We start from the raw sequence: 23,409 nt of genomic DNA on the forward strand, positions 1-23,409 counted from the left end.
GCAAGGACCGTCCGGCCGCGGACGGCTGACGGGTCGGTCGTGGACATACGGCAGGAGCCGGCCCGCCGCGGACGGCTGACCGGCTCCCGGGAGCAACGGAGTTGGAGTTACTTCACGTTGACGCCGGTCCAGGCGGCGTCGACGGACTTCAGCTCGGCGCTGTCCGCGCCGTAGAGGTCGGTCGCGGCCTTCTCGGTCGCGGTGCGGGCGGCCGCGTAGTCGGTGGAGGAGGTCATGTACTCGGAGAGGGCCTTGTACCAGATCTGGATGGCCTTGTCCCGGCCGATGCCGGTGACGGTGGAGCCGTCGGAGGTCGGGGAGTCGTAGTCGACGCCGTTGATGGTCTTCGCGCCGCTGCCCTCGGCCAGCAGGTAGAAGAAGTGGTTGGCGACACCGGACGAGTAGTGCACGTCCTCGTTGCCGACGCTGCTGTCCCAGTAGTCGGCCGAGCCGCCGTCCTTGCTCGGCTGGTCCATGTAGCGCAGCGGGGTGCCGTCGCCGTTGATGTCGATCTTCTCGCCGATGAGGTAGTCACCGACGTCGGTGGCGTTGTCGGCGTAGAACTCCACCGAGGTGCCGAAGATGTCGCTGGTCGCCTCGTTGAGGCCGCCGGACTCACCGACGTAGTCGAGGTTGGCGGTGGACGAGGTCAGCCCGTGGCTCATCTCGTGCCCGGCGACGTCGAGGCCGGTGAGGGCGCTCTTGTTGTCGGCGCCGTCGCCGTACGTCATGCAGAAGCAGCTGTCGTCCCAGAAGGCGTTGACGTACGCGTCGCCGTAGTGGACCCGGGAGTACGCGGCCTTGCCGTCGCCCGCGATGCCGTCGCGGCCGAGCACGTCCTTGTAGAAGTCCCAGGTCTCCGCGGCGCCGTAGTGGGCGTCGACCGCGGCGGTCTGGCGGTCGTTGCCGGTGCCGTCGCCCCACGTGTCGTCGTCGTCGGTGACCAGGTCGCCGGTGCCGCTCTCGCCCTGGTTCAGGTCGTACGTCTTGTGGCCGCCGCGGTCGCCGTCGGTCAGCTCGAAGCCGGAACCGGACGCGGTGGTGGACAGGTCCACCTTGCCGCTGTACTGGCTGTTGCCGACGCCGGCGGTCTCGATCTCCTCGTAGCTCTGGAGGACCTTGCCGGTGGTGGCGTCGGTGATGACGCGCTTGCGGCTCGGCGTGCCGTCCTTCTGCACCCCGGTCTTCACGGATTCGAGCGCGAGGACGGGCTTGCCGCTGCCCGCCCAGACCACCTTGCGGGCGCCGGCCAGCGTCTTGATCTTCGCCGTCGTGGACGGCACGGATATCTTGGCGTTCGTCGCCTTGGTGACGCTCTTGAGCTTGCCGTTGCTCGCGGTGTGGGTGACGAGGTCGCCGCCGATGACGGGCAGTCCGGCGTAGGTGCGCTCGTAGCGGGTGTGGACGTTGCCCTTGGCGTCCTTGATCACGTCACGGGCGATCAGCTTCTCCTTGCCGCCGAGCTTCAGCGTGGCGGCGGTCGAAGAGGCGCCGGTCTGGGCCGACTTGATGGCCGTGGTGCGCGCGGCGGCGGCGCTGAAGGCGGGGGAGGAGGCGGAGGAGCCGTTGTCGGCGGCGGCCGGCCGGGCGTTCGCGGTACCGGTCTGTACTCCGACGACGACCATCGCGGCCACGGCGGCCAGGGCTGCGGCGCGACGGGTGTTCATGTGGGGGGTCATGGGTTCTCCGTTGCTCGTTCCGTGGGGGGTTACGAGCGGAGAGCGTGCCACCGAATGACCGACATTGACGGTGTACCAACAATTACCTCACAATTCTTTGACCAGTTCTTGTCCGACTGGGGTGCGTTCATGTCCGCTATCCGGCGGACTTCCATCGGTTGGGCAAAACCGCGTGTCGTGCGCCCCGTTGGGCGTGATCGGTGGTACGGCGATCAGTGGTGTGCGGACGCGCCGGAGCCCCCGGCCGCAGGACGTTCGGCCGGGGGCTCCGGTGAAGCGGTGGGACGGAGCGTCAGAGGGTGACGCCGAAGTCCTGGGCGATGCCGCGCAGGCCGGAGGCGTAACCCTGGCCGACGGCGCGGAACTTCCACTCGGCGCCGTTGCGGTACAGCTCGCCGAAGACCATGGCGGTCTCGGTGGCGGCGTCCTCGCTCAGGTCGTAGCGGGCGATCTCGGCGCCACCGGCCTGGTTGAGGATGCGGATGTAGGCGTTGCGCACCTGGCCGAAGTTCTGGCTGCGGGTCTCGGCGTCGTAGATCGACACCGGGAAGACGATCTTGTCGATGTCGGCCGGCAGGCCCGCCAGGTTGACGGTGATCTGCTCGTCGTCGCCCTCGCCCTCGCCCGTGACGTTGTCACCGGTGTGCACGATGGTCTGGTCCGGCGTCGCCTTGTTGTTGAAGAAGACGAAGTGACCGTCGGAGAAGACCTTCCCGGCGGTGTTGACCGCGATCGCGGAGGCGTCGAGGTCGAAGTCCGTGCCGGTGGTGGTACGGACGTCCCAGCCGAGGCCGACCGTGACGGCGGTGAGGCCGGGGGCCTCCTTGGTGAGGGAGACGTTGCCGCCCTTGGACAGGCTTACTGCCATGGGAAGTCCCTTTCATCTGTCGTGTGCGGGCTTCGTGTCGTCACGAAGCTACCGTCACCCTCCATAACGCGGACAAGGGACCGAGAGGTTCCTTCCGCCTTTGCTTTCTTTACCGAACGGTCCCGGGGCGCGGTCGCGCGGCCGTCGTAAAGAAGGTGACGAACACCCGGTGGGCCAGGGAACATGGGTGTCATGTCCGGGCCCTATGTCATCCGCGGTGCGGTCTCCCTGCCGGAGGCCGAGCTCATGTGGCGTTTCTCGCGGTCCTCCGGGCCCGGCGGGCAGCACGTCAACACCACCGACTCCCAGGTCGAGCTCCGCTTCGACCTCGCGGCGACCGAGTCGCTGCCGGAGGTGTGGAAGGAGCGCGCCCTGGAGCGGCTGGAGGGCCGGCTGGTCAACGGGGTGGTGTCGGTCCGCTCCTCCGAGCACCGCTCGCAGTGGCGCAACCGCGAGACGGCCGCCGTACGGCTCACCTCCCTGCTGGCGGAGGCCACGGCGCCGCCCCCCAAGCCGCGCCGCAAGCGCAAGATCCCGCGCGGCATCAACGAGCGCAGGCTGCGCGAGAAGAAGCAGCGCGGCGACACCAAGCGCGGCCGCTCGGGGCGCGACTGGTAGAGCCGGGGGTCGAGGCGCTGAGCGGTCAGCCCGGCAGAGGCGCTGAGCGGTCAGCCCAGCTGCCGGTAGCGCCCCCGGAAGTACGTCAGCGGGCCGCCGTCCTGGGTCGGCAGCTGCGCACTGAGCACCCGCCCGATCACCAGCGTGTGGTCACCCGCCACGACGCGCTGCTCCGTACGGCACTCCAGCGTGGCGAGCGCGCCCCCGGCCAGCGGCGCCCCCGTGATCTCCCCGCGTACATAGGGGATGTCCTCGAACAGCAGCCGGTCGCTGATCCGGCCCTTCATCGCGAACCGCCCGGCGATGTGCCGCTGGCTCTCCGACAGCACGGAGACCGCCCACAGCGGCTGCTCCGCCAGCAGGTCGTCCATCCGTGAGTCGTTGCGCAGGCTCACCATGACCAGCGGCGGGTCCAGCGAGACGGACATGAAGGCGGTCGCGGTCATGCCGACGTCCTCGCCGCGCCCATGCTCGTCGAGCGGCGGCTCCTGGGCGGTGACCAGCACCACGCCGGCGGCCAGTCGGGCAAGGGCACCACGGAACTCGTCGTTGCTCACCCCCTCAGCATGGGGGACGGGCCGGGAACGCGGGGCGGGGGGCTTTGTCTGCAACACACCGGGCACGCTAGTCGTGCGGGGGCCGGCGGCGCATCGGGCCAGGGAACCAGCCAGGTCCTAGGACCCGGCGGAGAGCTGGAGGTAATCCTTTACTATCTGTTGTGACTTGTCTCACAGAGCGCGATATTTGTTGACCCTGTGTACCGGGTGCACAGCTCACTGTGATTCAGTGGCCGTGACACTGCAGTAAGTACGTCAAGTACGCCGATATGAAACCTGGAGTGCTGTCGAGGTCTCGGGGAGTGCGAGCGATGGAGGCCGAGTCGGAGCCGTACGTCCGTCTTGCGACGATGCGGCAGCTGCACCAGGCCGTGGCCGATCTCAACACGGCGCGGAGCCTGGCCGACACGCTGCAGACCGTGGCCGACGGAATCGTCGCCGGGCTCGGCTACGAGCTGGCCTGCGTCAACCTCGTCCGTCCCGACGGTGACCTCGTCGTCGCCGCCTTCGCCGGGAACAGCGCCGCGGAGGCCCTGATCACCGGACGCGTCGGCTCCCGCACCTCCTGGGAGCGCCGGCTCGCCATGGGCGAGATATGGGACGAGCTCCGCTTCATACCGCACACCGACGGCTGGGTCCTCCTCGACGACGACGTCCCGCAGTGGCACACCGAGGGCCCCGAGCCCCGCTTCGAGGACGAGTGGCACCCCCAGGACCGGCTCTACGCCCCGATGTACGCCTCCGGCGGCGGCTCCGACCTCCTCGGCGTCATATCCGTCGACCGCCCCCGCAACGGCCGCCACCCCGGCGCCTGGGGCCGCGAGGCCCTCCAGATGTACGCCTCCCAGTCGGCCATCGCCATCAGCAACGCCAGGCTCCGGGCCAACATGCAGCGCGCCCTGGTCCGCCTGGAGCGGGAACAGCAGGCGCTGCGGGCCAGCGAGGAGTCCTTCCGCCAGGCCTTCGAGTACGCCCCCAGCGGCATGGCCATCGCAGAGATGGGCGGCGACCAGCACGGCCGGCTGCTGCGCACCAACGACGCCCTGTGCCGGCTGCTCGGCCGCCCCGCCTCCGTCCTGCGCCGCTACTCCTTCGCGGACCTGGTCCACCCCGAGGACATCGGCACCCTGCTCCGCACCTCCGCCGAGGGCGGCCGCGCCGAGCTGCGGCTGGGCCGCCGGGACGGCACCTACCTCTGGGTCTCGCTGCGCAACTCCGTCGTCGCGGACACCGCGGACGGGCCGCGCTTCCTGCTCACCCACGTCGAGGACATAGAGGAGCGCAAGCGCCACGAGCTGAACCTCGCGCACCGCGCCTCGCACGACGCGCTCACCGGCCTGCCCAACAGCGCCGAGCTGCGCTCCCGGCTCAGCGCCCGGCTCTGCGAGCGCCCGCACGCGATGGCGTCCACCGACGTACAGGCGCTGGACGCGGCGTACGGCGATGTGGACGAGGCCCGGCTGCACGGCTTCCCCGCCGACGGCTTCGACGCCGGGACGGCCGTCGGCCCGTACGACCACCATGTGCATTCCGTCGCACCCGACACCGGGCAGGACGACGGCTCGAAGGGCCTCGCGGTCCTCTTCTGCGACCTGGACGGCTTCAAGTCGATCAACGACCGCTTCGGCCACCACACGGGTGACGCGGTCCTCATCGAGGTCGCCCGCCGGCTCACCACCTGTGTCCGCGACGGCGACACCGTCGCCCGGCTCGGGGGTGACGAATTCGTCGTGCTCGCGGACGGGCTGGGCTCGGCGGACGCCGCGGACCTGGCCGTACGCCTTCGTAACGCCATTATTCCGCCCATTCGGGTCGACGGCCGGGCGGTCCGCGTCGGGGCGAGTTTCGGCATCGGCTGGGCCTCCTGCGGCATGACCGCGGAGGAAGTGCTGCGCTCCGCCGACCAGCGGATGTACGTCGAGAAGCGGTCCCGCTCGAAGGTTCACCGCAGGGCCGGCTGACGTTCGCCGAGGCGTTGTGCGCGTACCCCGCCCCGGTCCCCGCCGCGCGTCCGGCAATTCTTGGGCTGGTCCGTTCGGGGTAGGCTCGGCCGGTCGGCGTGGGCTGACGGTATACGGCGAGTGGCCGACGACATGGTGAGGAGTGACCCAGGGATGGCCGGGAACAACGGCGCGAGCACACCCGAGGACGACGACCCGTTCGGCTACCTCTACGAGGACGGGCGGGCGGCCGGCGCGCAGCCGCCCGGTCAGGGTGGGCAGGGGGGCTACGGCTATCCGGGTCCCGCCGCGCAGCGCGGCGTGCCGCGTACCTCGTACAACCAGGTGCGTACCGTCGGTGAGCGCCAGTACGGGCAGCAGGTGCCGCAGCAGGGGGCCTACGGCTACCCGCCGCAGGCGCAGAACAACGCCCAGTACGGGCAGCAGCAGGGCCAGTACGCACAGCCGCAGGGCCAGTACGGGCAGCCGAACGCGCAGTACGCGGCCCCGGAGACGTACCCCGGCGCCCCGACCTCGCAGGTCCCGCACCAGGGCGGCCGGGGCAACGGCGGCGGTCCCGGCAAGGGCGGTCCCAACACCAAGGGCCTGCTGATCGGTGCGATCGCGGTCGTCGCGGTCGTGCTCATCGGCATCGGCGCCGCCCTGATGACGGGCGACGGCGACAAGGACAAGAAGAACGACGACGCGGCGTCCTCCTCCTCCGGCGTGGCCGGTGAGGTCGAGGAGTCGCCGAAGCCGCAGCAGTCCAAGAGCTCCGAGGCGCCTCCGGAGCTCCCGAAGCAGGACGCGGTGTCGCTCAAGCTCGGCGGCACGGCGGCCGTGGAGAAGAGCGTCAAGGGCGCCGAGGGCCCCGGCGGCGCCTATGTTTCCGGTTTCAACGCGGTCGGATCCTCCGTGACGTGGCAGGCCGCGATGGAGAAGGCCGGTGCGTACCGTCTGACGGTGCGCTACGCGATCCCCGGCAAGGACGCCAACGCAACGTTGACGGTCAACGGGAAGCCGAACTCGCAGCCGATCGGGCTCAAGGACTTCGTCCATTCCTCGGACCCGAACTGGGAGAAGAACTGGCAGACCACCTGGGCGCCCGTCGACCTCGTCAAGGGTGAGAACGAGATCAGCATTTCGTGCCAGGACGGCAACCAGTGCGACGTGATCCTGGATTGGCTGGAGGTCACGCCGGCGAATGGTTAGCCCATGACGGGCGAACCGCTTGTGGCCTCTCCTGGGTCCGAACCCGGGAGAGGCCACATTTGTATGTTTCGAGCTGAGTGACCTGCGTGGCTGCTCAGCCCATCAGGGCCAGGAAGCCGGCGACCGTCGCGGCCATCGCCTCGCGGCCCGGCGCGATGTACTTGCGCGGGTCGACGCCCGTGGTGTTCTCGGCGAGGTAGGACCGTACGGCCCCGGTGAACGCGGTGTTCAGCGCCGTGCCCACGTTGATCTTGACCATGCCGGAGGCGGCGACGGCCTGGCGGATCTCTTCGTCCGGGACGCCGCTGGAGCCGTGCAGCACCAGCGGGACGGGGACGGCGTCGCGCAGCCGGCCGATCAGCTCGTGGTCCAGGGCGGCGGTGCGCTCGGTCATGGCGTGCGAGGAGCCCACCGCGACGGCCAGCGCGTCGACACCGGTCGCGGCGACGTAGGCGGCGGCCTCCGCCGGGTCGGTGCGGACGCCGGGGGCGTGGGCGTCGAGGGGGGCCTCGCCCTCCTTGCCGCCGACCTTGCCGAGCTCGGCCTCGATCCAGATGCCACGCTCGTGGCCCCAGGCGACGGCTTCCGCGGTGGTCCGCACGTTCTCCGCGTACGTCAGCTTGGAGGCGTCGAACATGACGGAGCCGAAGCCCTCGTCGTGCGCCTGGTGCAGCAGCTCCACGGACTCGACGTGGTCGAGGTGGAGGGCGAGCGGGACGGCGGAGGTGCGGGCGACGGCGGCGGCGGCCGCCGCGATGGCGGAGAGCCGGCCGCCGTGGAACTTCACGGCGTTCTCGGAGATCTGGAGGATGGCGGGGGCCCCGGCCCGCTCCGCGCCGGTGGCGATGGCCTCCGCGTGTTCCAGGGTGATGACGTTGAAGGCGGCGATCCCGCGTCCCTGGGCCTGGGCGGCGGAGACGAGTTCACCGGTACTGACGAGCGGCATTGCTGACCTCTGTTGATTCCTCGGGCCCGGTGGGGGCCCGTGAGGGGCCCGGTGGGGTCCGGTCTGGGCGCGGCGCTCAGGCCGCTCCGTCTGCGTGTTCCTCGATGGCGACGCGCGGCAGCAGCTCCTCGTAGGCCGCGCGGTCGAAGTCACCCGCGGTGGGGGCCAGCACGGTCGCCGTCGACAGTGCCACCGCCCGTCGCAGCCGGTCCGGCCAGCTCAGGCCCTCGACGAGGGAGGAGAGCAGTCCGGCCACCGCGGAGTCGCCGGCCCCGGTCGGGTTGCCCTTGACCGCGGCCGGCGGGGACGCCCGCCAGCTGCCGTCGGGGGTGACCGCCAGCATGCCGTCCGGGCCCAGTGAGGCGATCACCGTGTGCGCGCCGCGGCGGCGGGCGTCGCGGGTGGCGCGGGCGGGTTCGCGGGAGCCGGTGAGCTGGGCGAGCTCGTCGGCGTTCGGCTTGATGAGGTCGGGGCGGGCGGCGATGCCCCGGCGCAGCGGTTCGCCGCTGGTGTCCAGGAGGACCGGGACGCCGGCGGCGCGGGCCGGCCGGATCAGTTCGGCGTAGGCGCCGACGTGGATGCCGGGGGGCAGGCTGCCGCACAGGGCGACCGCGTCGGCGCCGGTGAGCAGCTTCTCGTAACTGCGGAGGAAGGTGGTCCACTCGTCGGCGGTGACGTGCGGGCCCGGTTCGTTGAACTGGGTGGTGTCGCCGGTGGTCCCGTCGACGACGGCCAGGGTGCGGCGGGTGTCGCCGGCCACCGGGACGAGCGCGTCGGTGAGGCTCGCCCGGCCGGCCGGGAGGTCCGCGAGCAGTTGCCGCAGTACGGAGCCGGTGGCGCCGCCCGCGAAGCCGGTGACGACGCTGTCGTGGCCGAGGGCGGTGAGGACCCGGGCGACGTTGATGCCCTTGCCGCCGGGCCGCTCGGAGAGATCGGTGACCCGGTGGCTGGCGTGCGGGACGAGGGCGGGAACGCCGTACGTCAGGTCGAGTGCCGTGTTCAGCGTGACCGTGAGGATCACCTCGGCCGCCCCCTCGATACGTTCTGTGCGCGGATGCCGTTGCGGAACCCGCTGTTCCTGGTTGTTTCGCGGACGATCATGCCAAAGAGCCGGCGGCGGGCCCAGACCCGGGGGACAACCGCCGTCTCTTCGTTACGTTCTGTCCTGGGGTCTGTCGTCAGACCGCCACGGGCACCGGCTGGACGACCCACTCGCCCTTGCGCATGACGCCCTTGAGCGCGAAGTCGGCGTCCAGGACGACCAGGTCGGCGTCCTTGCCCGGTTCCAGCGAGCCGACCCGGTCGTATACGCCGAGCAGCCGGGCCGGGTTGGCGGAGATCGACTGGACCACGTCACCGACCGGGATGCGGTCGACGGTCACGGCCCGGTGGAAGGCGGTGTCCAGGGTGAGGGTGGAGCCGGCGATGGAGTTGCCCTCGACGAGCCGGGCGACGCCGTCCTTGACCTCGACGGCGAGCGGGCCCAGCTGGTACTGGCCGTCACCGAACCCGGCCGCGTCCATGGCGTCGGTGATCAGGGCGACGCGGTGGGCGCCCGCGTGGTGGTAGGCCAGCTGCAGGGCGGCGGGGTGCAGGTGCGTGCCGTCGTTGATCAGCTCGACCGTGATCCGCTCGTCCTCCAGGAGGGCGGCGATCGGGCCGGGCGCGCGGTGGCCCAGGGGCGGCATCGCGTTGAAGAGGTGCGTGGCGACGGTGGCGCCCGCGTCGATCGCCTCGACGGTCTGCTCGTACGTGGCGTCGGTGTGCCCGATCGCGGCGATGACGCCGTGCTCGGCGAGCAGCCGTACGGACTCGATGCCGCCGGGCAGTTCGGTGGCGAGCGTGAACATCTTCGCGGTGCCCCGGGCGGCGTCCATCAGCTTGCGGACCTCGGCCGGGTCCGGGTGGCGCAGCAGGCCCTCGCTGTGCGCGCCCTTGCGGCACGGCGAGATGAAGGGGCCCTCGAAGTGGATGCCGGCCAGCTCGCCCTGCTCGACGAGCTCGGAGAGGATGCCGGCCCGTCCGGCGAGGAAGTCCATCTCGCCGGTGACGGTGGAGGCGACCAGGGTGGTGGTGCCGTGCTCGCGGTGGGTGCGGACGCCGGTGAGGACGTCCTCCACGGTGCCGGAGGTGAAGGAGCCGCCGCCGCCGCCGTGGTTGTGCATGTCCACGAAGCCGGGGACGATCCAGTGGCCGGACAGGTCGAGGCTCGGCGCGTCCGGTGCCGGGCCGTCGGCGATGCGGGTGCCTTCGATGACCACCCTGCCGTTCTCGACGGTGCCGGTGGGGAGTACCACCCGGGCACCTGCGAGAACTGTGCTGTCTGCGCGTCCGGCCATCAGGCGGATACCTCCGTGGAGAGAAGATCCCAGGCGAGCAGCCCTGCGCCCAGGCATCCGGCGGTGTCCCCGAGAGCCGCGGGGACGATGTGGGGCAGCTTCTGGAACGTGACGCGTTCCTCGACGGCCGCACGGAGTGGTGTGAACAAGGTTTCCCCCGCCTCGGCGAGACCGCCACCGATGATGAGCGTGCGGGGGTCCAGCAGGGTGAGCGCGGTGACGAGCCCGGCGGCGAGGGCGTCCACGGCGTCGTGCCAGACCGCGAGGGCCGCCGGGTCGCCCGACTCCACGGCCTTGGCGCAGTCCGCCGCGTCGGCCTTCGGGTCGCCGGACGCGGCGGCCCAGGCGCGGCTGACGGCGGCCGCCGAGGCGAGCGTCTCCAGGCAGCCGCGCTGGCCGCAGCTGCAGTCCGGGCCGTCCGGGCGGATCACGATGTGGCCGATCTCGCCGGCCGAGCCGTGGGCGCCGGCCTCGATGGAGCCGGCGATGCCGATGGCCCCGGCGATCCCGGTGCCCAGCGGGATGAAGACGAAGCGGTCGGCGCCCCGGCCCGCCCCGATCCGGCCCTCCGCGAGTCCGCCGGTCCTGACGTCGTGGCCGAGGGCGACCGGGACGCCGCCGAGCCGCTCACCGAGCAGCCGGCGCATGGGGACGTCGCTCCAGCCCAGGTTGGCGGAGTAGAGCGCGACGCCGTTCTCGGCGTCGACGATGCCGGGTACGGCGACACCGGCGGCGAGAGCGCTCTCGCCGAAGTGCTCCTCGCCGTACACGCGCAGATCCGCCGCGAAGGTGAGGATCGACTCCACGACCGCGTCGGGTCCGCGCTCTCTGCCGGTCGCGCGCCGTGCCTCGTAGAGCAGGGCGCCATCGGCCCCGACCAGTGCGGCCTTCATTCCGGTGCCGCCCACATCGAGGGCGATGACGTGTTTCACGGGAAACAGTTTCGCCCGACGGACCCCAAAAGGTCTAGTCCACTATCGCTGTTTGTTGCGCATCCATACAAAATCGGCCCGCAACCGCGCGGCAATCCGCCGTGAACGCGCCCCGCGTGCGCCCTCAGCCCGGCAGGATCACGCTGCGCGACAGATTGCGCGGGTGGTCCGGGTCGTAGCCCTTCGACTCCGCGAGCGCCACCGCCAGCCGCTGGGCCCGGATCAGATCGGCCATCGGGTCGGCGGCGGTGCGCGCCACGAGCGTCCCGCCGACCCCCGCGACCTCGCCCGCCAGCCCCTCTGGCAGGGCGCCGAACACCCAGGCCACCCGGTTGGGGCCGGTGATCGCGATCGGGCCGTGCCGGTACTCCATCGCCGGGTAGGACTCCGTCCAGGCGCCCGCCGCCTCGCGCATCTTCAGCCCGGCCTCCTGCGCCAGCCCGTAGGTCCAGCCGCGCCCCAGGAACGTCCACTGCTCGGCCGAGACCACCGCCTCGTCCAGCGGCTCCGTCACCGCCAGCTCCGCGTCCACGGCGGCCTCGGCCACCGTCTTCACGCCCGCCGGGAGCGGCCCGGACGCTTCGAGGCCGGCCCGCAGGAAGGCGAGCGCGGTGGTGGCGAACCGGGTCTGCACGACCGACTCCTCGTCGGCCCAGTCCAGGACCGCCACCGTGTCGGCGGCGTCCATCACCGGTGTCTTGGGGTCGGCGGTCAGCGCGACCGTCGGCGTCTTCCCGCGCAGCTCGGCCAGGAGCGCCAGCACCTCGCTCGTGGTGCCGGAGCGGGTGATGGCCACGACCCGGTCGTAGGACCGCCCGGCCGGGAACTCCGAGGAGGCGTACGCGTCCGTCTCGCCCTGCCCGGCCGCCTCGCGCAGCGCGGCGTAGGCGATGGCCATGAACCAGGAGGTGCCGCAGCCGGTGACGGCGACCCGCTCGCCCGGACGCGGCAGCCCCTCGGCCACCGCGCCCGCCTCTGCGGCACGCCGCCAGCAGCTGGGCTGGGTGGCAATTTCTGATGCGGTACGGGACATGCGGTACGGCTCCTCGCGGGGTGGGCGCGTATAAAGGTCTGGACCATTAGGGCTGTCGGAGGGTTAAGGGCCTTGTGCCGGGCCCCGGTTGACCGAGACCTACTTAGCAGTCACTCCGCGTCCCGTGCAATGCTGCTGCGTTGCCGAAGCGATACCGGGGTGGTGTAGACCTCCTCGGAGACGGTGGGGCAAAATCGCAGCTCATCCGGAGTGCCCCACGCCGACGTGGGTGGAGCGGATGGCGCGATCGACAAGGACGGACTGGGCTGTGCAGCGGCGTTACTTGGGACTGACGGCGGCTGTCGCCGCCTTGGGGATGACGGTGGCGCTGTCGGGCTGCGGCGGCGGGAGTGGCGGGGGAGACGTCACGCTGAAGCTGGTCGCGGCCGATTACGGCACCGGCGAGGCGAACAAGTCGGACAAGTACTGGGACGGTGTCGCCCGGAGCTTCGAGGCGTCCCACCCCGGCATCAAGGTCGACGTGACCGTCCTGCCGTGGACGGACATCGACCGCAAGGTCGCGGAGATGGTGAAGGCCGGAAAGGCCCCCGACATCGCGCAGATCGGCGCGTACGCGGACTACGCCAAGGCCGGGAAGCTCTACTCCGCCGACCAGATGCTCAGCGTCCGCACCCAGGCCAACTTCCTGCCGGTCCTCGCGGACGCGGGCCGGGTCAGCCAGATCCAGTACGGGCTGCCGTTCGTGGCCAGCACCCGGCTGCTCTTCTACAACAAGAAGCTCTTCGGCCAGGCCGGCCTCGACGCCCCGAAGACCTGGAGCGACATCGCGGGTGACGCCGCCGCGCTCAAGCAGCGCGGCGTGAAGTTCCCGTTCGCGCTGCCGCTGGGCCAGGAGGAGTCCCAGGCCGAGACGCTGATGTGGCTGCTCAGCGGCGGCGGTGGCTACACCGACGACGTCGGCTCGTACAACATCGACTCCGAAGAGAACATCAAGACGTTCGACTGGCTGAAGTCGAACCTCGTCGACAAGGGCCTCGTCGGCCCCGTCGCCCCCGGCAAGCTCAACCGGGCGAAGGCCTTCGCGGCGTTCACCGACGGCGACGTCGGCATGCTCAACGGCCATCCGACGCTGATGCAGGAGGCCCAGAAGAAGGGCGTGGACGTCGGCATGGTGCCGCTGCCCGGTATCACCGGGCCGAGCACCAGCTCGATGGGCGTCGCCGACTGGATCATGGGGTTCAAGCAGAACGGTCACCGCGTCGAGACGGGCAAGTTCTTCGACTTCATGTTCAGCGACAAGAACGTCATCGACTTCGCGGACACCTACGACATGCTGCCGGTCACCGACAGCGCCTCGGCCGCGATGGAGGCCGACCCCAAGTACAAGCCGCTGTACAAGTTCCTGGACGCGCTGCCGAACGCGCAGCTCTACCCGTTCGGGAAGACGTCCTGGGCCCAGGCCAGCGAGTCGATCAAGAAGAACATCGGTGAGGCGGTCGAGCCGGGCGCGAAGCCCGAGAGCGTACTGGGGCGCATAGCGCAGGAGTCCACGGCGGCGGAGAGCGCGGAGTAGCGGGCGGCGGTCCGCAGGTCACGGCCCGCGCAATATATTGGCTGATATGACCGCCCTCCCCCCGGACACCCCCGACGAGCCCGCCCCGCCCGCTGCCGGCCTCTCGGACCGGGACCGCGCGGTGCTGGCGGTCGAGCGGCAGTCGTGGGCCGGGCCAGGGGCGAAGGAGCGGGCGATCCGGGAGCGGCTCGGCATCTCCCCGACCCGCTACTACCAACTGCTGAACGCCCTGCTGGACGACCGGCGGGCGCTGGAGGCCGACCCGGTCACGGTGAACCGGCTGCGGCGGGTGCGAGAGGCTCGGCGGGGGCGGCGGTGAGGGCCGGGGGCGGCCGGCCACGGAAGCGCGGCAGCACCCGGGGGCTCCGCCCCCGCACCCCCGCGCCTCAATCGCCGGCGGGGCTTGATCTGCCGGCCTCTTCGAGTGGCAGCACCGGGGCGGTCGGCCGTTTCCAGCCCCTCCGGCGATTGAGGAGCGGGGTGCGGGGCAGAGCCCCGGTCGGCCCCGCGCGCAGGCCACCGCCTATAGGCTCGGGCGCATGGGCAGCCACCCGCACACCCCATCCCTGCCGATCCCGACGACCCCCGCCGGACGGGAGGGCCTCGCCGCTCTCCTGGGCCGGCCCGACCGCGCCGTCATCGCGCTCGATTTCGACGGCACCCTCGCAGACATCGTGCCGGACCCCGAACAGGCCCGCGCCCACCCCGGGACCGTCGAGGCGCTCGCCGCACTCGCACCCCGGGTCGCGTCGATCGCCGTGATCACCGGCCGCCCGGCCGGCGTCGCGGTCCGCTACGGCGGCTTCGCCGGGGTCGCCGGACTGGACCACCTCGTCGTCCTCGGCCACTACGGCGCCGAACGCTGGGACGCCGTCTCCGGCACCGTCCACACCCCCGCCCCGCACCCCGGCGTCGCCGCCGTGCGGGCCGAACTGCCCGGCTTCCTCGACAGGTTCGACTCCTGGCGCGGTACCTGGATAGAGGAGAAGGGCCAGGCGCTCGCCGTCCACACCCGCCGCGCCGAGGACCCGCAGGCCGCCTTCGAAGCGCTGCGCGGCCCCCTCGGTGAGCTGGCCGCCCGGCACGGCCTGATCGTCGAACCGGGCCGGATGGTGCTGGAGTTGCGTCCCTCCGGCATGGACAAGGGCGTCGCCCTCACCCAGTACGTGCGCGAGACGGGCGCCGAGTCCGTGCTGTACGCGGGCGACGACCTGGGCGACCTGGCCGCGTTCGCCGCCGTCGAGAAGCTCCGCACCGAGGGCCCCGACGGCACCCCCGGCCTGCTCATCTGCAGCGGCGAGGCGGAGGTGCCGGAACTGGCCTCGCGTGCCGATCTGTTGCTGTCGGGCCCCGGAGCGGTCGTCGGCTTCCTGTCAGCCCTGGCGCAGCGCCTCTAGCTGGTCCAGGAACCACTGCTGCGGCGGCAGCGCGGTGGCCGCCTCCGCCAGCCGCTCCGTGCGCTCCGCGCGTTCACCGTCCGCCATCGTCAGCGCCTCGTGCAGGGCGTCGGCGGTGGCGGACACGTCGTACGGGTTCACCGCGATCGCGTCGTCGCCCAGCTCCTCGTACGCCCCCGCCTCCCGCGACAGCACCAGCGCGCAGCCGTGGTCAGAGACGACCGGGACCTCCTTGGCGACCAGGTTCATGCCGTCCCTGATCGGGTTGACGAGCGCCACGTCGGCCAGCCGGTACGCCGCCAGCGAGCGGGCGAAGTCGTCCTTGACGTGGAGCACGACCGGGGTCCAGTCCGCCGTGCCGTGCTTGGCGTTGATCTCGTCGGCGACGCGCTGCACCTCGGCCGTGTACTCCCGGTACACCGCGAGGTCCTGCCGCGAGGGGTAGGCGAACGCGACGTGGACGACGCGGCCGTGCCACTCGGGCCGTTCGTCGAGCAGGGCCCCGTAGGCGAGCATCCCGCGGACGATGTTCTTGGACAGCTCCGTGCGGTCCACCCGCACGATGGTCTTCCGGCCGGGGCCCACCTGTTCGCGCAGCGCCGCCATCCGCTCGTCCACGTCCGGCTCGTGCGCGCGCCGGCGCAGGAAGTCCGCGTCGGCGCCGAGCCCGTGCACGCCGATCCGGGTGTGGCCGGTGCCGCCCAGGATCTCCGTGCAGCAGCTGATGAAGGCGTCCGCCCAGCGGCGGGTCAGGAAGGCCGCCCGGTCGGCGCCGAGGATGCCGCGCAGCACCTGCTCCGCGATGTCGTCGGGCAGCATCCGGAAGTAGTCGACGGGCGCCCACGGGGTGTGCGAGAAGTGGCCGATGCGCAGGTCGGGGCGGAGCTCGCGGAGCATGCCGGGCACCAGCACCAGGTGGTAGTCCTGCACCAGGACCGCCGCGCCCTCGCCCGCCTCCTCCGCGAGCGCCTGGGCGAAGGCCCGGTTGTAGGTCTCGAAGGACGCCCACTGACGCCGGAACTCCGCGTCGAAGACGGGCTCCACGGGGGTCTGGTAGAGCAGGTGGTGGACGAACCAGAGCACCGAGTTCGCGATGCCGTTGTACGCGTCGGCGTGCACGTCCGCGTCGATGTCGAGCATCCGTACGCCCGGCTCACCGACGCCGCGCCGCACCGCCTCGCGGTCGCCGTCACCGAGCGCGGCGCAGACCCACATCTTGTCGTCCACCGCGCTCAGCCCCGAGACGAGCCCGCCCCCGCCCCGTTTCGCGTCGAGCGAGCCGTCCTCGTTCAGTGCGTACGAGACCGGACCGCGGTTGGACGCGACGAGTACCTGGGCGGCGGGCTGGGGGGCGTGCTCGGAGACCATGCGCGGAATCTAGCCCGATCCCGAACGGTCCAAACGTGCGTGCGGCCGCGGCCTGTCTCAGGCGGCGCGGCGCGAGACGTACTCCTCGATCTCGCGCATCGGCGGCCGCTCCTGGGTGTCCACCGGGTAGGTGCGCGGTACGAAGCCGTTCTCGCCGCGCTCGAACTGGGTCAGCTCCGGGCGCACCAGATGGCCGCGGGAGAGCCGCAGCGACGCGGTCCGGTAGATGGCCGCCGCCATCCGGCCGAGCGCCCGGCCGTCCTGGTGGCGGTGTTTGCGGACGCCGACGTCGACCTGGGCCAGCGCGTCCAGTCCGACCGTGTGCAGGGCGTCGACGAGCAGCCCCAGCTCCACCCCGTAGCCGACCGGGAACGGCAGCTGTTCGAGCAGTGAGCGGCGTACGGCGTACTCGCCGCCCAGCGGCTGGACGAAGCCGGCCAGCTGCGGCCAGTGCAGATTGAGCAGCGGCCGTGCCACCAGTTCGGTGACCCGCCCGCCCTGGCCCGCGGTGTCCCCGAGCGGACGGTCGTACATCGCCTTGACGAACTGCACGGAGGGGTCGGTCAGCAGCGGGCCGACGATGCCGGAGACGAAGTCGGCCGAGAAGTCCTTCAGGTCCGCGTCGATGAAGCAGACGATGTCACCGCCGGTCACCAGCAGTGACCGCCACAGCACCTCGCCCTTGCCGGGGACGGCCGGCAGCCGGGGCAGGATCGCGTCCCGGTGGATCACCCGGGCGCCCGCCCGGCGGGCCAGCTCCGCGGTGTCGTCGGTGGAGCCGGAGTCGATCACCACGAGTTCGTCGACCAGCCGGACCTTCTCCATGAGCTCGCGCCGGATCGTCCGGACGATGTCCCCGACCGTCGCCGCCTCGTTCAGCGCGGGCAGGACGACACTCACGCTCCCCCGGCGCGGGTCGCCGCTCCTGGCGGCCAGGAGCTGCTCCAGCGGGCGGTCGGCGCACGACCAGGAACGCCTGGTCAGCCAGCGTTCGACCTCTTCCAGCACGGTCGATACTCCCTGTATGTGATCCATCTCGCGGTTCGGACGACTATCTCAACAGTCCGGTGCTTCGGTTACAGTCTGAACAACGCAGATGGCCGTGGCATGCCGGGGTCCATCTGCCGATAAACGCCTGGATCGATGGTCCAGTGCCATAGCGCTCATCCAGAGGGACAGAGGGAACGGCCCGTTGAAGTCCCGGCAACCATCCCGCCGACCGCGAGGTCAGGTGGGGACGGTGCCAATTCCGTCTTGTGGCGAAATGCGTCACAAGGAAGATGAGGAGAAAGGGCCTCGCCATCATGGCTGTTGAGACTGTTGCAGCACCTACCGAATCTTCCGTGGACCTCGGTCCCGCCGCGGCACTTTCCTGCCGCGAGTGCGGAGAACGATTCCCGCTCGGTCCGCTTTTCGCCTGTGCGACCTGTTTCGGGCCGCTCGAAGTGGCGTACGACCTGCCGACCGGCTCCCCGGACGAGCTGAAGAAGCGCATCGAGGCCGGACCGGACAACATCTGGCGCTACGCGCCGCTGCTGCCGGTCCCCTCCGACGTCGCGGACAAGCCCAACATCAACCCGGGCTTCACCAAGCTGGTCAAGGCCGACAACCTCGCCCGTGAGCTGGGCGTCACCGGCGGCCTGTACGTCAAGGACGACTCCGGCAACCCGACGCACTCCTTCAAGGACCGCGTCGTCGCGATCGCCGTCGAGGCCGCCCGCGCCTTCGGTTTCACCACGCTCTCCTGCTCCTCCACCGGCAACCTCGCCGGTGCGGTGGGCGCCGCCGCCGCCCGCGCCGGTCTGCGCTCCTGCGTGTTCATCCCGCACGACCTGGAGCAGGGCAAGGTCGTCATGGCCGCGGTGTACGGCGGTGAGCTGGTCGGCATCGAGGGCAACTACGACGACGTCAACCGGTTCTGCTCGGAGCTCATCGGAGATCCGCTCGGGGAGGGCTGGGGCTTCGTCAACGTCAACCTCCGCCCGTACTACGGTGAGGGCTCCAAGACGCTCGCGTACGAGATCTGCGAGCAGCTCGGCTGGCGGCTGCCCGACCAGATCGTCATCCCGATCGCGTCCGGCTCGCAGCTCACGAAGATCGACAAGGGCCTCCAGGAGCTGATCAAGCTCGGCCTGGTCGAGGACAAGCCGTACAAGATCTTCGGCGCCCAGGCCGAGGGCTGCTCGCCGGTCTCCACCGCCTTCAAGGCCGGTCACGACGTGGTCCGCCCGCAGAAGCCGAACACGATCGCCAAGTCCCTCGCCATCGGCAACCCGGCCGACGGCCCCTACGTCCTGGACATCGCCCGTCGTACGGGTGGTGCGGTGGACGACGTGAACGACGAACAGGTCGTCGACGCGATCAAGCTCCTGGCGCGCACCGAGGGTATCTTCGCCGAGACGGCGGGCGGTGTGACGGTGGGCGTGACGAAGAAGCTGATCGAGGCCGGCCTGCTCGACCCGACGCTCACCACCGTCGTCCTGAACACCGGTGACGGCCTCAAGACGCTGGACGCGGTGGCCGCCACCTCGCAGGCGACGGCGACGATCCGTCCGAGCCTGGACGCCTTCCGCGCCGCCGGCCTCGGCACCGCCAGCTGATCCCACCCGAGACTCCAGGAAGGGCACCCACCATGAGCGTCAAGGTCCGTATCCCCACCATCCTCCGCACCTACACGGGCGGTCAGGCCGAGGTCCCGGCAGAGGGCGCGAACCTCTCCCAGGTCATCGAGTCCCTGGAGAAGGACCACCCGGGCATCGCCGCCCGCGTCCTGGACGACCAGGGCAAGCTCCGCCGCTTCGTCAACGTGTACGTCAACGACGACGACGTGCGCTTCGAGGGCGGCCTGGAAGCGGTCACCCCGGACGGTGCGGGAGTCTCGATCATCCCGGCCGTCGCCGGCGGCTGCTGAGCCCCGGGACCCGAGCGGTCCCACTGCACCGAGTCACCTGAATTGCCCTCTCCGCGACGGAAGCGGAGGGGGCAATTCTGCATGGTTGAGCGCGGTAGAGTGTGGGAAGCCCCCTCCGCTGCCCGTGCCCCCCGCATATGAGAATGCGCCTGGCCACGACAAGATGCAGCCAAAGTACCTGAGCCTCTTGCGCCATAAGTCGCCTTTGCCTGGCCCGACTTGCCCTGGAATCTCATGAATTCCTCATATTCGGGTGATCGGTGCGCCGCAGAATTCTCGTCCGATTGACCTGTTGCAGAGGGCAGTTGGGCAGATACATTCGGCCGCGGTCGACGCGTTCCGGCGCACGCACCCTCTCCTGTCGGAGGGTGAGTTCTGACCCGGGCCCGCGAAGTGCGGTCCTGTGCAAGGGCCAGTAATAGGGGAGTTAGGCATGGCTCAGGGCACCGTCAAGTGGTTCAACGCGGAGAAGGGGTACGGCTTCATCGCGGTCGACGGTGGTGCGGATGTTTTCGTCCACTACAGCGCGATCCAGATGGACGGATACCGCACCCTCGAAGAGGGTCAGCGAGTTGAATTCGAAATCTCGCAGGGCCAGAAGGGGCCGCAGGCGGACATGGTCAAGCTCGCTGTCGGCTGAGCTCGGCACGGTCGGCCAACGACACTACTCACGCACGGAGGGCCCGTACCCCTGGGGTACGGGCCCTCCGTGCGTCCCGAGGCGCGCGCCGTCGTCCGTATCCGGAGGGCGAAGCTTGCACTCTCGGGGGTCGAGTGCTAATCATTGGGCTTAGCACTCTCCGGGTGAGAGTGACAGAAACTTGGACCGGGCCGGTGAGGCCCGCAGGTCTGCCGGGGCAAGGAACCGGCAGGCGGCAGGCCGTCCGTCGCGGGCGCCACTCGGTCCGGAGAATCCACCCCTGTCCGGGAGGACCACTTCATATGGCCAAGATCATCGCGTTCGACGAGGAGGCCCGGCGCGGTCTTGAGCGCGGCATGAACCAGCTCGCCGACGCCGTCAAGGTCACCCTCGGCCCCAAGGGCCGCAACGTCGTCCTTGAGAAGAAGTGGGGCGCCCCCACGATCACCAACGATGGTGTTTCCATCGCCAAGGAGATCGAGCTGGAGGACCCGTACGAGAAGATCGGTGCGGAGCTGGTCAAGGAGGTCGCCAAGAAGACGGACGACGTCGCCGGCGACGGTACGACCACCGCCACCGTTCTCGCCCAGGCGCTCGTCCGCGAGGGTCTGCGCAACGTGGCCGCGGGTGCCAACCCGATGGCTCTCAAGCGGGGCATCGAGAAGGCCGTCGAGGCCGTCTCCGCCGCCCTCCTGGAGCAGGCCAAGGACGTGGAGACCAAGGAGCAGATCGCTTCGACCGCCTCCATCTCCGCCGCTGACACCCAGATCGGCGAGCTCATCGCCGAGGCCATGGACAAGGTCGGCAAGGAAGGCGTCATCACCGTCGAGGAGTCCCAGACCTTCGGTCTGGAGCTCGAGCTCACCGAGGGTATGCGCTTCGACAAGGGCTACATCTCGGCGTACTTCGCCACGGACATGGAGCGCATGGAGTCGTCCCTGGACGACCCGTACATCCTGATCGTGAACTCGAAGATCAGCAACGTGAAGGACCTCCTTCCGCTGCTGGAGAAGGTCATGCAGTCCGGCAAGCCGCTGCTGATCATCGCCGAGGACGTCGAGGGCGAGGCCCTGTCGACCCTGGTCGTCAACAAGATCCGTGGCACCTTCAAGTCCGTCGCCGTCAAGGCTCCGGGCTTCGGTGACCGCCGCAAGGCCATGCTCGGCGACATCGCCATCCTCACCGGTGGCACCGTCATCTCCGAGGAGGTCGGCCTCAAGCTGGAGAACGCCGGTCTCGACCTGCTCGGCCGCGCCCGCAAGGTCGTCATCACCAAGGACGAGACGACGATCGTCGACGGCTCCGGTGACAGCGACCAGGTCCAGGGCCGCGTCAACCAGATCCGTGCCGAGATCGAGAACTCCGACTCGGACTACGACCGCGAGAAGCTCCAGGAGCGCCTCGCGAAGCTGGCCGGCGGCGTGGCCGTCATCAAGGCCGGTGCCGCCACCGAGGTCGAGCTCAAGGAGCGCAAGCACCGCATCGAGGACGCGGTGCGCAACGCCAAGGCCGCCGTCGAGGAGGGCATCGTCGCCGGTGGTGGCGTGGCTCTGCTCCAGGCCTCGGCCGTCTTCGAGAAGCTGGAGCTCTCGGGTGACGAGGCGACCGGCGCCAACGCCGTCAAGCTGGCGCTGGAGGCCCCGCTCAAGCAGATCGCCGTCAACGGTGGTCTTGAGGGTGGAGTCGTCGTCGAGAAGGTGCGCAACCTGCCGATCGGTCACGGCCTCAACGCCGCGTCCGGCGAGTACGTCGACATGATCGCCGAGGGCATCATCGACCCGGCGAAGGTCACGCGCTCCGCTCTGCAGAACGCCGCGTCCATCGCCGCGCTCTTCCTCACCACCGAGGCCGTCATCGCCGACAAGCCGGAGAAGGCCGCTGCCGGCGGCGCCCCGGGCGGCATGCCGGGCGGTGACATGGACTTCTGATCCTCACGGATCGGTAGTTCTGGCACAGCACCACAGCACCACAACGCCGGCCCCCGGGGATCGCTCCCCGGGGGCCGGCGTCGTCCGTGCGTCCGCTACGGCGGGCTACGGCGGGCTATGGCGGGCTACGGCGGGCTACGGCGTGAACACCATCTCCGGGAAGCGGTCGGAGGGGCCGTGCAGCAGGCAGTCGTCGTGCCCGCGCAGCCACCGCCCGAAGAACGACGCCGCGTACGCCCGGCTCGCGGCCGCCGCCCGGTCCGGCCGTACCGTCCCGACCGCCGCCGCCGGTCCGCCGTCCGGCTGCGCGCCCTGCCGGGCCAGCTGCGGCAGCAGCAACTCGGCGTCGGTGTAGGAGGCGTGGCGCGAGCCGGTCAGGGTGACGTCCGCCCGCCAGCCCCGGGTGTTCTTCCAGAACGCCGCCCAGGACGGCTGCTGCCGGTAGTCGCCCGAGCCCTCACCGGCCGTCCCCATCAGGAGCAGCGGCCGGTCAAGACCGTCCGTGGCCACCGTGCTCAGCCGGCTGCCGTCCGGCAGCGCGCCGCCCACGTAGTCCAGTTGCCCGTCCATGTTGATGCCCGCCTTGATCCGCCGGTCGTCGTGCATGGTCTGGGCCGCGGTGAAGCCGCCCGCGGAGTGGCCGAACATGCCGGTCCGGCGCAGATCGAGTACGTCCCCGAAGCGCGTCCGGTTCAGTTCCGGGAGCCGGTCGAGCACGAACCGGGTGTCGGCCACCCGGACCGCCATGACCTTGCGCAGCAGGGCGCTGATCGCGTCCGGATCGCTGGGCGGCGCCCCGTCGAAGATCCGCATGGTGGCGAGGCGCCCGTCGGGGAACTCCACCTCGGTCGCCTCGTAGGTGTGGTCGATCGTGACGACGGCGTACCCGTGGCTCGCCAGATCGTCGACCAGGGCGGTGTTCCAGGTGCGCGGGTCGCCCAGCCCGCCGGAGTACAGCACGACGGGCAGCCGCCCTGCCCGCGCGGCGACCGGGGCGTCGCGGCGGGCGTGGCTGAGCGTGGCGCCCCAGTCGACGGACCCGGGCGCCATCCCCAGGTTCAGCGCGGCGGCCCCCTCCGCTCCGCCGAAGTGCGCGGCGGCCGCGGCCGTCATCTGCGGCTCCCGCCGCCCGGAGCCGCCGGGTGCGGCCGGATAGCGGACGCTGATCATCAGCTCGCGGCGCGCGTCGGTGCCCGGCAGCCAGGGCTCGGTCCGGTCCCGGTCGACGAGGTGCAGCACGGTGGAGCCGACCTCGAACGGCCCGGTGGGCCGGGGCAGCCGCGCGGTCGGCAGCGCGGTGCGGGACCGCCGCCCGCCGGCCGCGTAGGACGGGATGGCGCCGGTGGCCAGCAGGGCGGACGCGGCGAGGGCGGCGGTGAGGACCTGCCGGCGGTTCTGGGTACGGGCACGCGGGACTGCGGACACCTGGAACTCCCCGTTCGGGCGGCGCCGCGCGGCACGGTCTCCTGTGTCGCGTGGTGCGCGGTACGTGTGCGAACGCCTCCAC

The 23,409-nt window shown here is 70.9% G+C and carries 21 protein-coding genes and 1 riboswitch; of the genes, 10 read left to right on the forward strand and 11 right to left on the reverse strand.

Annotated elements, in window-relative coordinates; genetic code table 11:
- Window positions 1-107: 107 nt before the first annotated feature.
- Both OG892_RS22405 and OG892_RS22410 read right to left on the reverse strand, forming a co-directional pair.
- Window positions 108-1,679: a M4 family metallopeptidase gene (locus tag OG892_RS22405; RefSeq protein WP_073732988.1), complete on the reverse strand. Its 1,572-nt coding sequence runs from the start codon at window positions 1,677-1,679 to the stop codon at window positions 108-110.
- A 292-nt stretch (window positions 1,680-1,971) separates the two neighbouring features.
- Window positions 1,972-2,547 (reverse strand): TerD family protein, encoded by a 576-nt coding sequence (locus tag OG892_RS22410; protein WP_073732987.1) that lies wholly within the window; start codon window positions 2,545-2,547, stop codon window positions 1,972-1,974.
- A gap of 183 nt (window positions 2,548-2,730) precedes the next feature.
- Between OG892_RS22410 and arfB the strand changes: the two genes are divergently transcribed.
- Entirely contained in the window at window positions 2,731-3,165 is a 435-nt protein-coding gene (arfB, locus tag OG892_RS22415) for an alternative ribosome rescue aminoacyl-tRNA hydrolase ArfB (protein ID WP_327338273.1), read from the forward strand.
- Window positions 3,166-3,215: 50 nt separating this feature from the next.
- Here arfB and OG892_RS22420 read toward each other — a convergent pair whose 3' ends face one another.
- Entirely contained in the window at window positions 3,216-3,722 is a 507-nt protein-coding gene (locus OG892_RS22420; RefSeq protein WP_073732985.1) for a flavin reductase family protein, read from the reverse strand.
- Window positions 3,723-4,033: 311 nt separating this feature from the next.
- Here OG892_RS22420 and cdgB point away from each other — a divergent pair, with 311 nt between their 5' ends.
- Both cdgB and OG892_RS22430 read left to right on the forward strand, forming a co-directional pair.
- Window positions 4,034-5,683 (forward strand): diguanylate cyclase CdgB, encoded by a 1,650-nt coding sequence (gene cdgB, locus OG892_RS22425; protein ID WP_073732984.1) that lies wholly within the window; start codon window positions 4,034-4,036, stop codon window positions 5,681-5,683.
- 153 nt (window positions 5,684-5,836) lie between these two features.
- The gene (locus tag OG892_RS22430) at window positions 5,837-6,874 is read left to right on the forward strand and encodes a CBM35 domain-containing protein (RefSeq protein WP_371630093.1); all 1,038 of its coding nucleotides are present in this window, start codon (window positions 5,837-5,839) and stop codon (window positions 6,872-6,874) included.
- A gap of 94 nt (window positions 6,875-6,968) precedes the next feature.
- On the opposite strand, the gene OG892_RS22435 is transcribed toward OG892_RS22430, so the two are convergent.
- The 5 genes from OG892_RS22435 to OG892_RS22455 form a co-directional block, all read right to left on the reverse strand.
- Window positions 6,969-7,820: a class II fructose-bisphosphate aldolase gene (locus OG892_RS22435; protein WP_327338276.1), complete on the reverse strand. Its 852-nt coding sequence runs from the start codon at window positions 7,818-7,820 to the stop codon at window positions 6,969-6,971.
- 76 nt (window positions 7,821-7,896) lie between these two features.
- On the reverse strand, window positions 7,897-8,841 hold the full coding sequence (locus tag OG892_RS22440) for a 1-phosphofructokinase family hexose kinase (protein ID WP_371630094.1): 945 nt from the start codon (window positions 8,839-8,841) through the stop codon (window positions 7,897-7,899).
- 157 nt (window positions 8,842-8,998) lie between these two features.
- The gene (gene nagA / locus OG892_RS22445; protein ID WP_371630095.1) at window positions 8,999-10,159 is read right to left on the reverse strand and encodes an N-acetylglucosamine-6-phosphate deacetylase; all 1,161 of its coding nucleotides are present in this window, start codon (window positions 10,157-10,159) and stop codon (window positions 8,999-9,001) included.
- Window positions 10,159-11,091, reverse strand: a complete 933-nt coding sequence (locus OG892_RS22450) for an ROK family protein (RefSeq protein WP_371630096.1) — start codon at window positions 11,089-11,091, stop codon at window positions 10,159-10,161. Before OG892_RS22450 ends, nagA begins: the two co-directional genes overlap by 1 nt.
- A 124-nt stretch (window positions 11,092-11,215) precedes the next feature.
- Window positions 11,216-12,124 carry an SIS domain-containing protein gene (locus tag OG892_RS22455; protein WP_371630097.1) on the reverse strand — a complete coding sequence of 303 codons (909 nt, stop codon included), beginning with the start codon at window positions 12,122-12,124 and terminating at the stop codon, window positions 11,216-11,218.
- 316 nt (window positions 12,125-12,440) lie between these two features.
- On the opposite strand from OG892_RS22455, the gene OG892_RS22460 reads away from it, so the two are divergent.
- From OG892_RS22460 to otsB, 3 genes are all read left to right on the forward strand, one after another.
- Window positions 12,441-13,658 carry an extracellular solute-binding protein gene (locus OG892_RS22460; RefSeq protein ID WP_328868402.1) on the forward strand — a complete coding sequence of 406 codons (1,218 nt, stop codon included), beginning with the start codon at window positions 12,441-12,443 and terminating at the stop codon, window positions 13,656-13,658.
- 46 nt (window positions 13,659-13,704) lie between these two features.
- Window positions 13,705-13,977, forward strand: a complete 273-nt coding sequence (locus OG892_RS22465; RefSeq protein WP_073732976.1) for a DUF3263 domain-containing protein — start codon at window positions 13,705-13,707, stop codon at window positions 13,975-13,977.
- 220 nt (window positions 13,978-14,197) lie between these two features.
- A complete protein-coding gene (gene otsB / locus OG892_RS22470) occupies window positions 14,198-15,055 on the forward strand; it encodes a trehalose-phosphatase (protein WP_371630098.1) in 858 nt (285 codons plus the stop codon).
- Here the strand turns inward: otsB and OG892_RS22475 are convergent.
- A complete protein-coding gene (locus OG892_RS22475) occupies window positions 15,032-16,423 on the reverse strand; it encodes a trehalose-6-phosphate synthase (protein WP_371630099.1) in 1,392 nt (463 codons plus the stop codon). The two genes, otsB and OG892_RS22475, sit on opposite strands and share 24 nt — an antisense overlap.
- Before the next feature lie 57 nt (window positions 16,424-16,480).
- The gene (locus OG892_RS22480) at window positions 16,481-17,431 is read right to left on the reverse strand and encodes a glucosyl-3-phosphoglycerate synthase (protein WP_073733186.1); all 951 of its coding nucleotides are present in this window, start codon (window positions 17,429-17,431) and stop codon (window positions 16,481-16,483) included.
- 152 nt (window positions 17,432-17,583) lie between these two features.
- A riboswitch (SAM riboswitch) is annotated at window positions 17,584-17,710 on the forward strand.
- A gap of 17 nt (window positions 17,711-17,727) precedes the next feature.
- On the opposite strand from OG892_RS22480, the gene thrC reads away from it, so the two are divergent.
- The 4 genes from thrC (at window position 17,728) to groL (ending at window position 21,902) form a co-directional block, all read left to right on the forward strand.
- Window positions 17,728-19,023 carry a threonine synthase gene (gene thrC, locus OG892_RS22485; RefSeq protein WP_073732973.1) on the forward strand — a complete coding sequence of 432 codons (1,296 nt, stop codon included), beginning with the start codon at window positions 17,728-17,730 and terminating at the stop codon, window positions 19,021-19,023.
- A 32-nt stretch (window positions 19,024-19,055) separates the two neighbouring features.
- Window positions 19,056-19,334, forward strand: a complete 279-nt coding sequence (locus OG892_RS22490) for a MoaD/ThiS family protein (protein ID WP_073732972.1) — start codon at window positions 19,056-19,058, stop codon at window positions 19,332-19,334.
- A 433-nt stretch (window positions 19,335-19,767) separates the two neighbouring features.
- Complete coding sequence (locus tag OG892_RS22495; protein WP_003967346.1) at window positions 19,768-19,974, forward strand: cold-shock protein; 207 nt, start codon at window positions 19,768-19,770, stop codon at window positions 19,972-19,974.
- Window positions 19,975-20,276: 302 nt separating this feature from the next.
- Entirely contained in the window at window positions 20,277-21,902 is a 1,626-nt protein-coding gene (gene groL / locus OG892_RS22500) for a chaperonin GroEL (protein WP_024494434.1), read from the forward strand.
- Window positions 21,903-22,037: 135 nt separating this feature from the next.
- Here the strand turns inward: groL and OG892_RS22505 are convergent, their stop codons facing one another.
- Entirely contained in the window at window positions 22,038-23,327 is a 1,290-nt protein-coding gene (locus OG892_RS22505) for an alpha/beta hydrolase family protein (protein WP_371630100.1), read from the reverse strand.
- Between the last annotated feature and the right edge of the window lie 82 nt (window positions 23,328-23,409).

It is taken from the genome of Streptomyces sp. NBC_00341, from assembly GCF_041435055.1.
Taxonomy (GTDB): domain Bacteria; phylum Actinomycetota; class Actinomycetes; order Streptomycetales; family Streptomycetaceae; genus Streptomyces.

Excerpts from the sequence above, each read along its gene's own strand:
- OG892_RS22430 (WP_371630093.1), top strand. The coding sequence starts at position 5,837 with ATGGCCGGGAACAACGGCGCGAGCACACCCGAGGACGACGACCCGTTC.
- cdgB (WP_073732984.1), top strand. The coding sequence starts at position 4,034 with ATGGAGGCCGAGTCGGAGCCGTACGTCCGTCTTGCGACGATGCGGCAG.
- arfB (WP_327338273.1), top strand. The coding sequence starts at position 2,731 with ATGGGTGTCATGTCCGGGCCCTATGTCATCCGCGGTGCGGTCTCCCTG.
- OG892_RS22460 (WP_328868402.1), top strand. The coding sequence starts at position 12,441 with ATGACGGTGGCGCTGTCGGGCTGCGGCGGCGGGAGTGGCGGGGGAGAC.
- OG892_RS22495 (WP_003967346.1), top strand. The coding sequence starts at position 19,768 with ATGGCTCAGGGCACCGTCAAGTGGTTCAACGCGGAGAAGGGGTACGGC.
- OG892_RS22475 (WP_371630099.1), bottom strand. The coding sequence starts at position 16,423 with ATGGTCTCCGAGCACGCCCCCCAGCCCGCCGCCCAGGTACTCGTCGCG.
- groL (WP_024494434.1), top strand. The coding sequence starts at position 20,277 with ATGGCCAAGATCATCGCGTTCGACGAGGAGGCCCGGCGCGGTCTTGAG.
- nagA (WP_371630095.1), bottom strand. The coding sequence starts at position 10,159 with ATGGCCGGACGCGCAGACAGCACAGTTCTCGCAGGTGCCCGGGTGGTA.
- OG892_RS22435 (WP_327338276.1), bottom strand. The coding sequence starts at position 7,820 with ATGCCGCTCGTCAGTACCGGTGAACTCGTCTCCGCCGCCCAGGCCCAG.
- OG892_RS22410 (WP_073732987.1), bottom strand. The coding sequence starts at position 2,547 with ATGGCAGTAAGCCTGTCCAAGGGCGGCAACGTCTCCCTCACCAAGGAG.
- OG892_RS22490 (WP_073732972.1), top strand. The coding sequence starts at position 19,056 with ATGAGCGTCAAGGTCCGTATCCCCACCATCCTCCGCACCTACACGGGC.
- OG892_RS22455 (WP_371630097.1), bottom strand. The coding sequence starts at position 12,124 with ATGTCCCGTACCGCATCAGAAATTGCCACCCAGCCCAGCTGCTGGCGG.
- OG892_RS22465 (WP_073732976.1), top strand. The coding sequence starts at position 13,705 with ATGACCGCCCTCCCCCCGGACACCCCCGACGAGCCCGCCCCGCCCGCT.
- thrC (WP_073732973.1), top strand. The coding sequence starts at position 17,728 with ATGGCTGTTGAGACTGTTGCAGCACCTACCGAATCTTCCGTGGACCTC.
- OG892_RS22405 (WP_073732988.1), bottom strand. The coding sequence starts at position 1,679 with ATGACCCCCCACATGAACACCCGTCGCGCCGCAGCCCTGGCCGCCGTG.
- otsB (WP_371630098.1), top strand. The coding sequence starts at position 14,198 with ATGGGCAGCCACCCGCACACCCCATCCCTGCCGATCCCGACGACCCCC.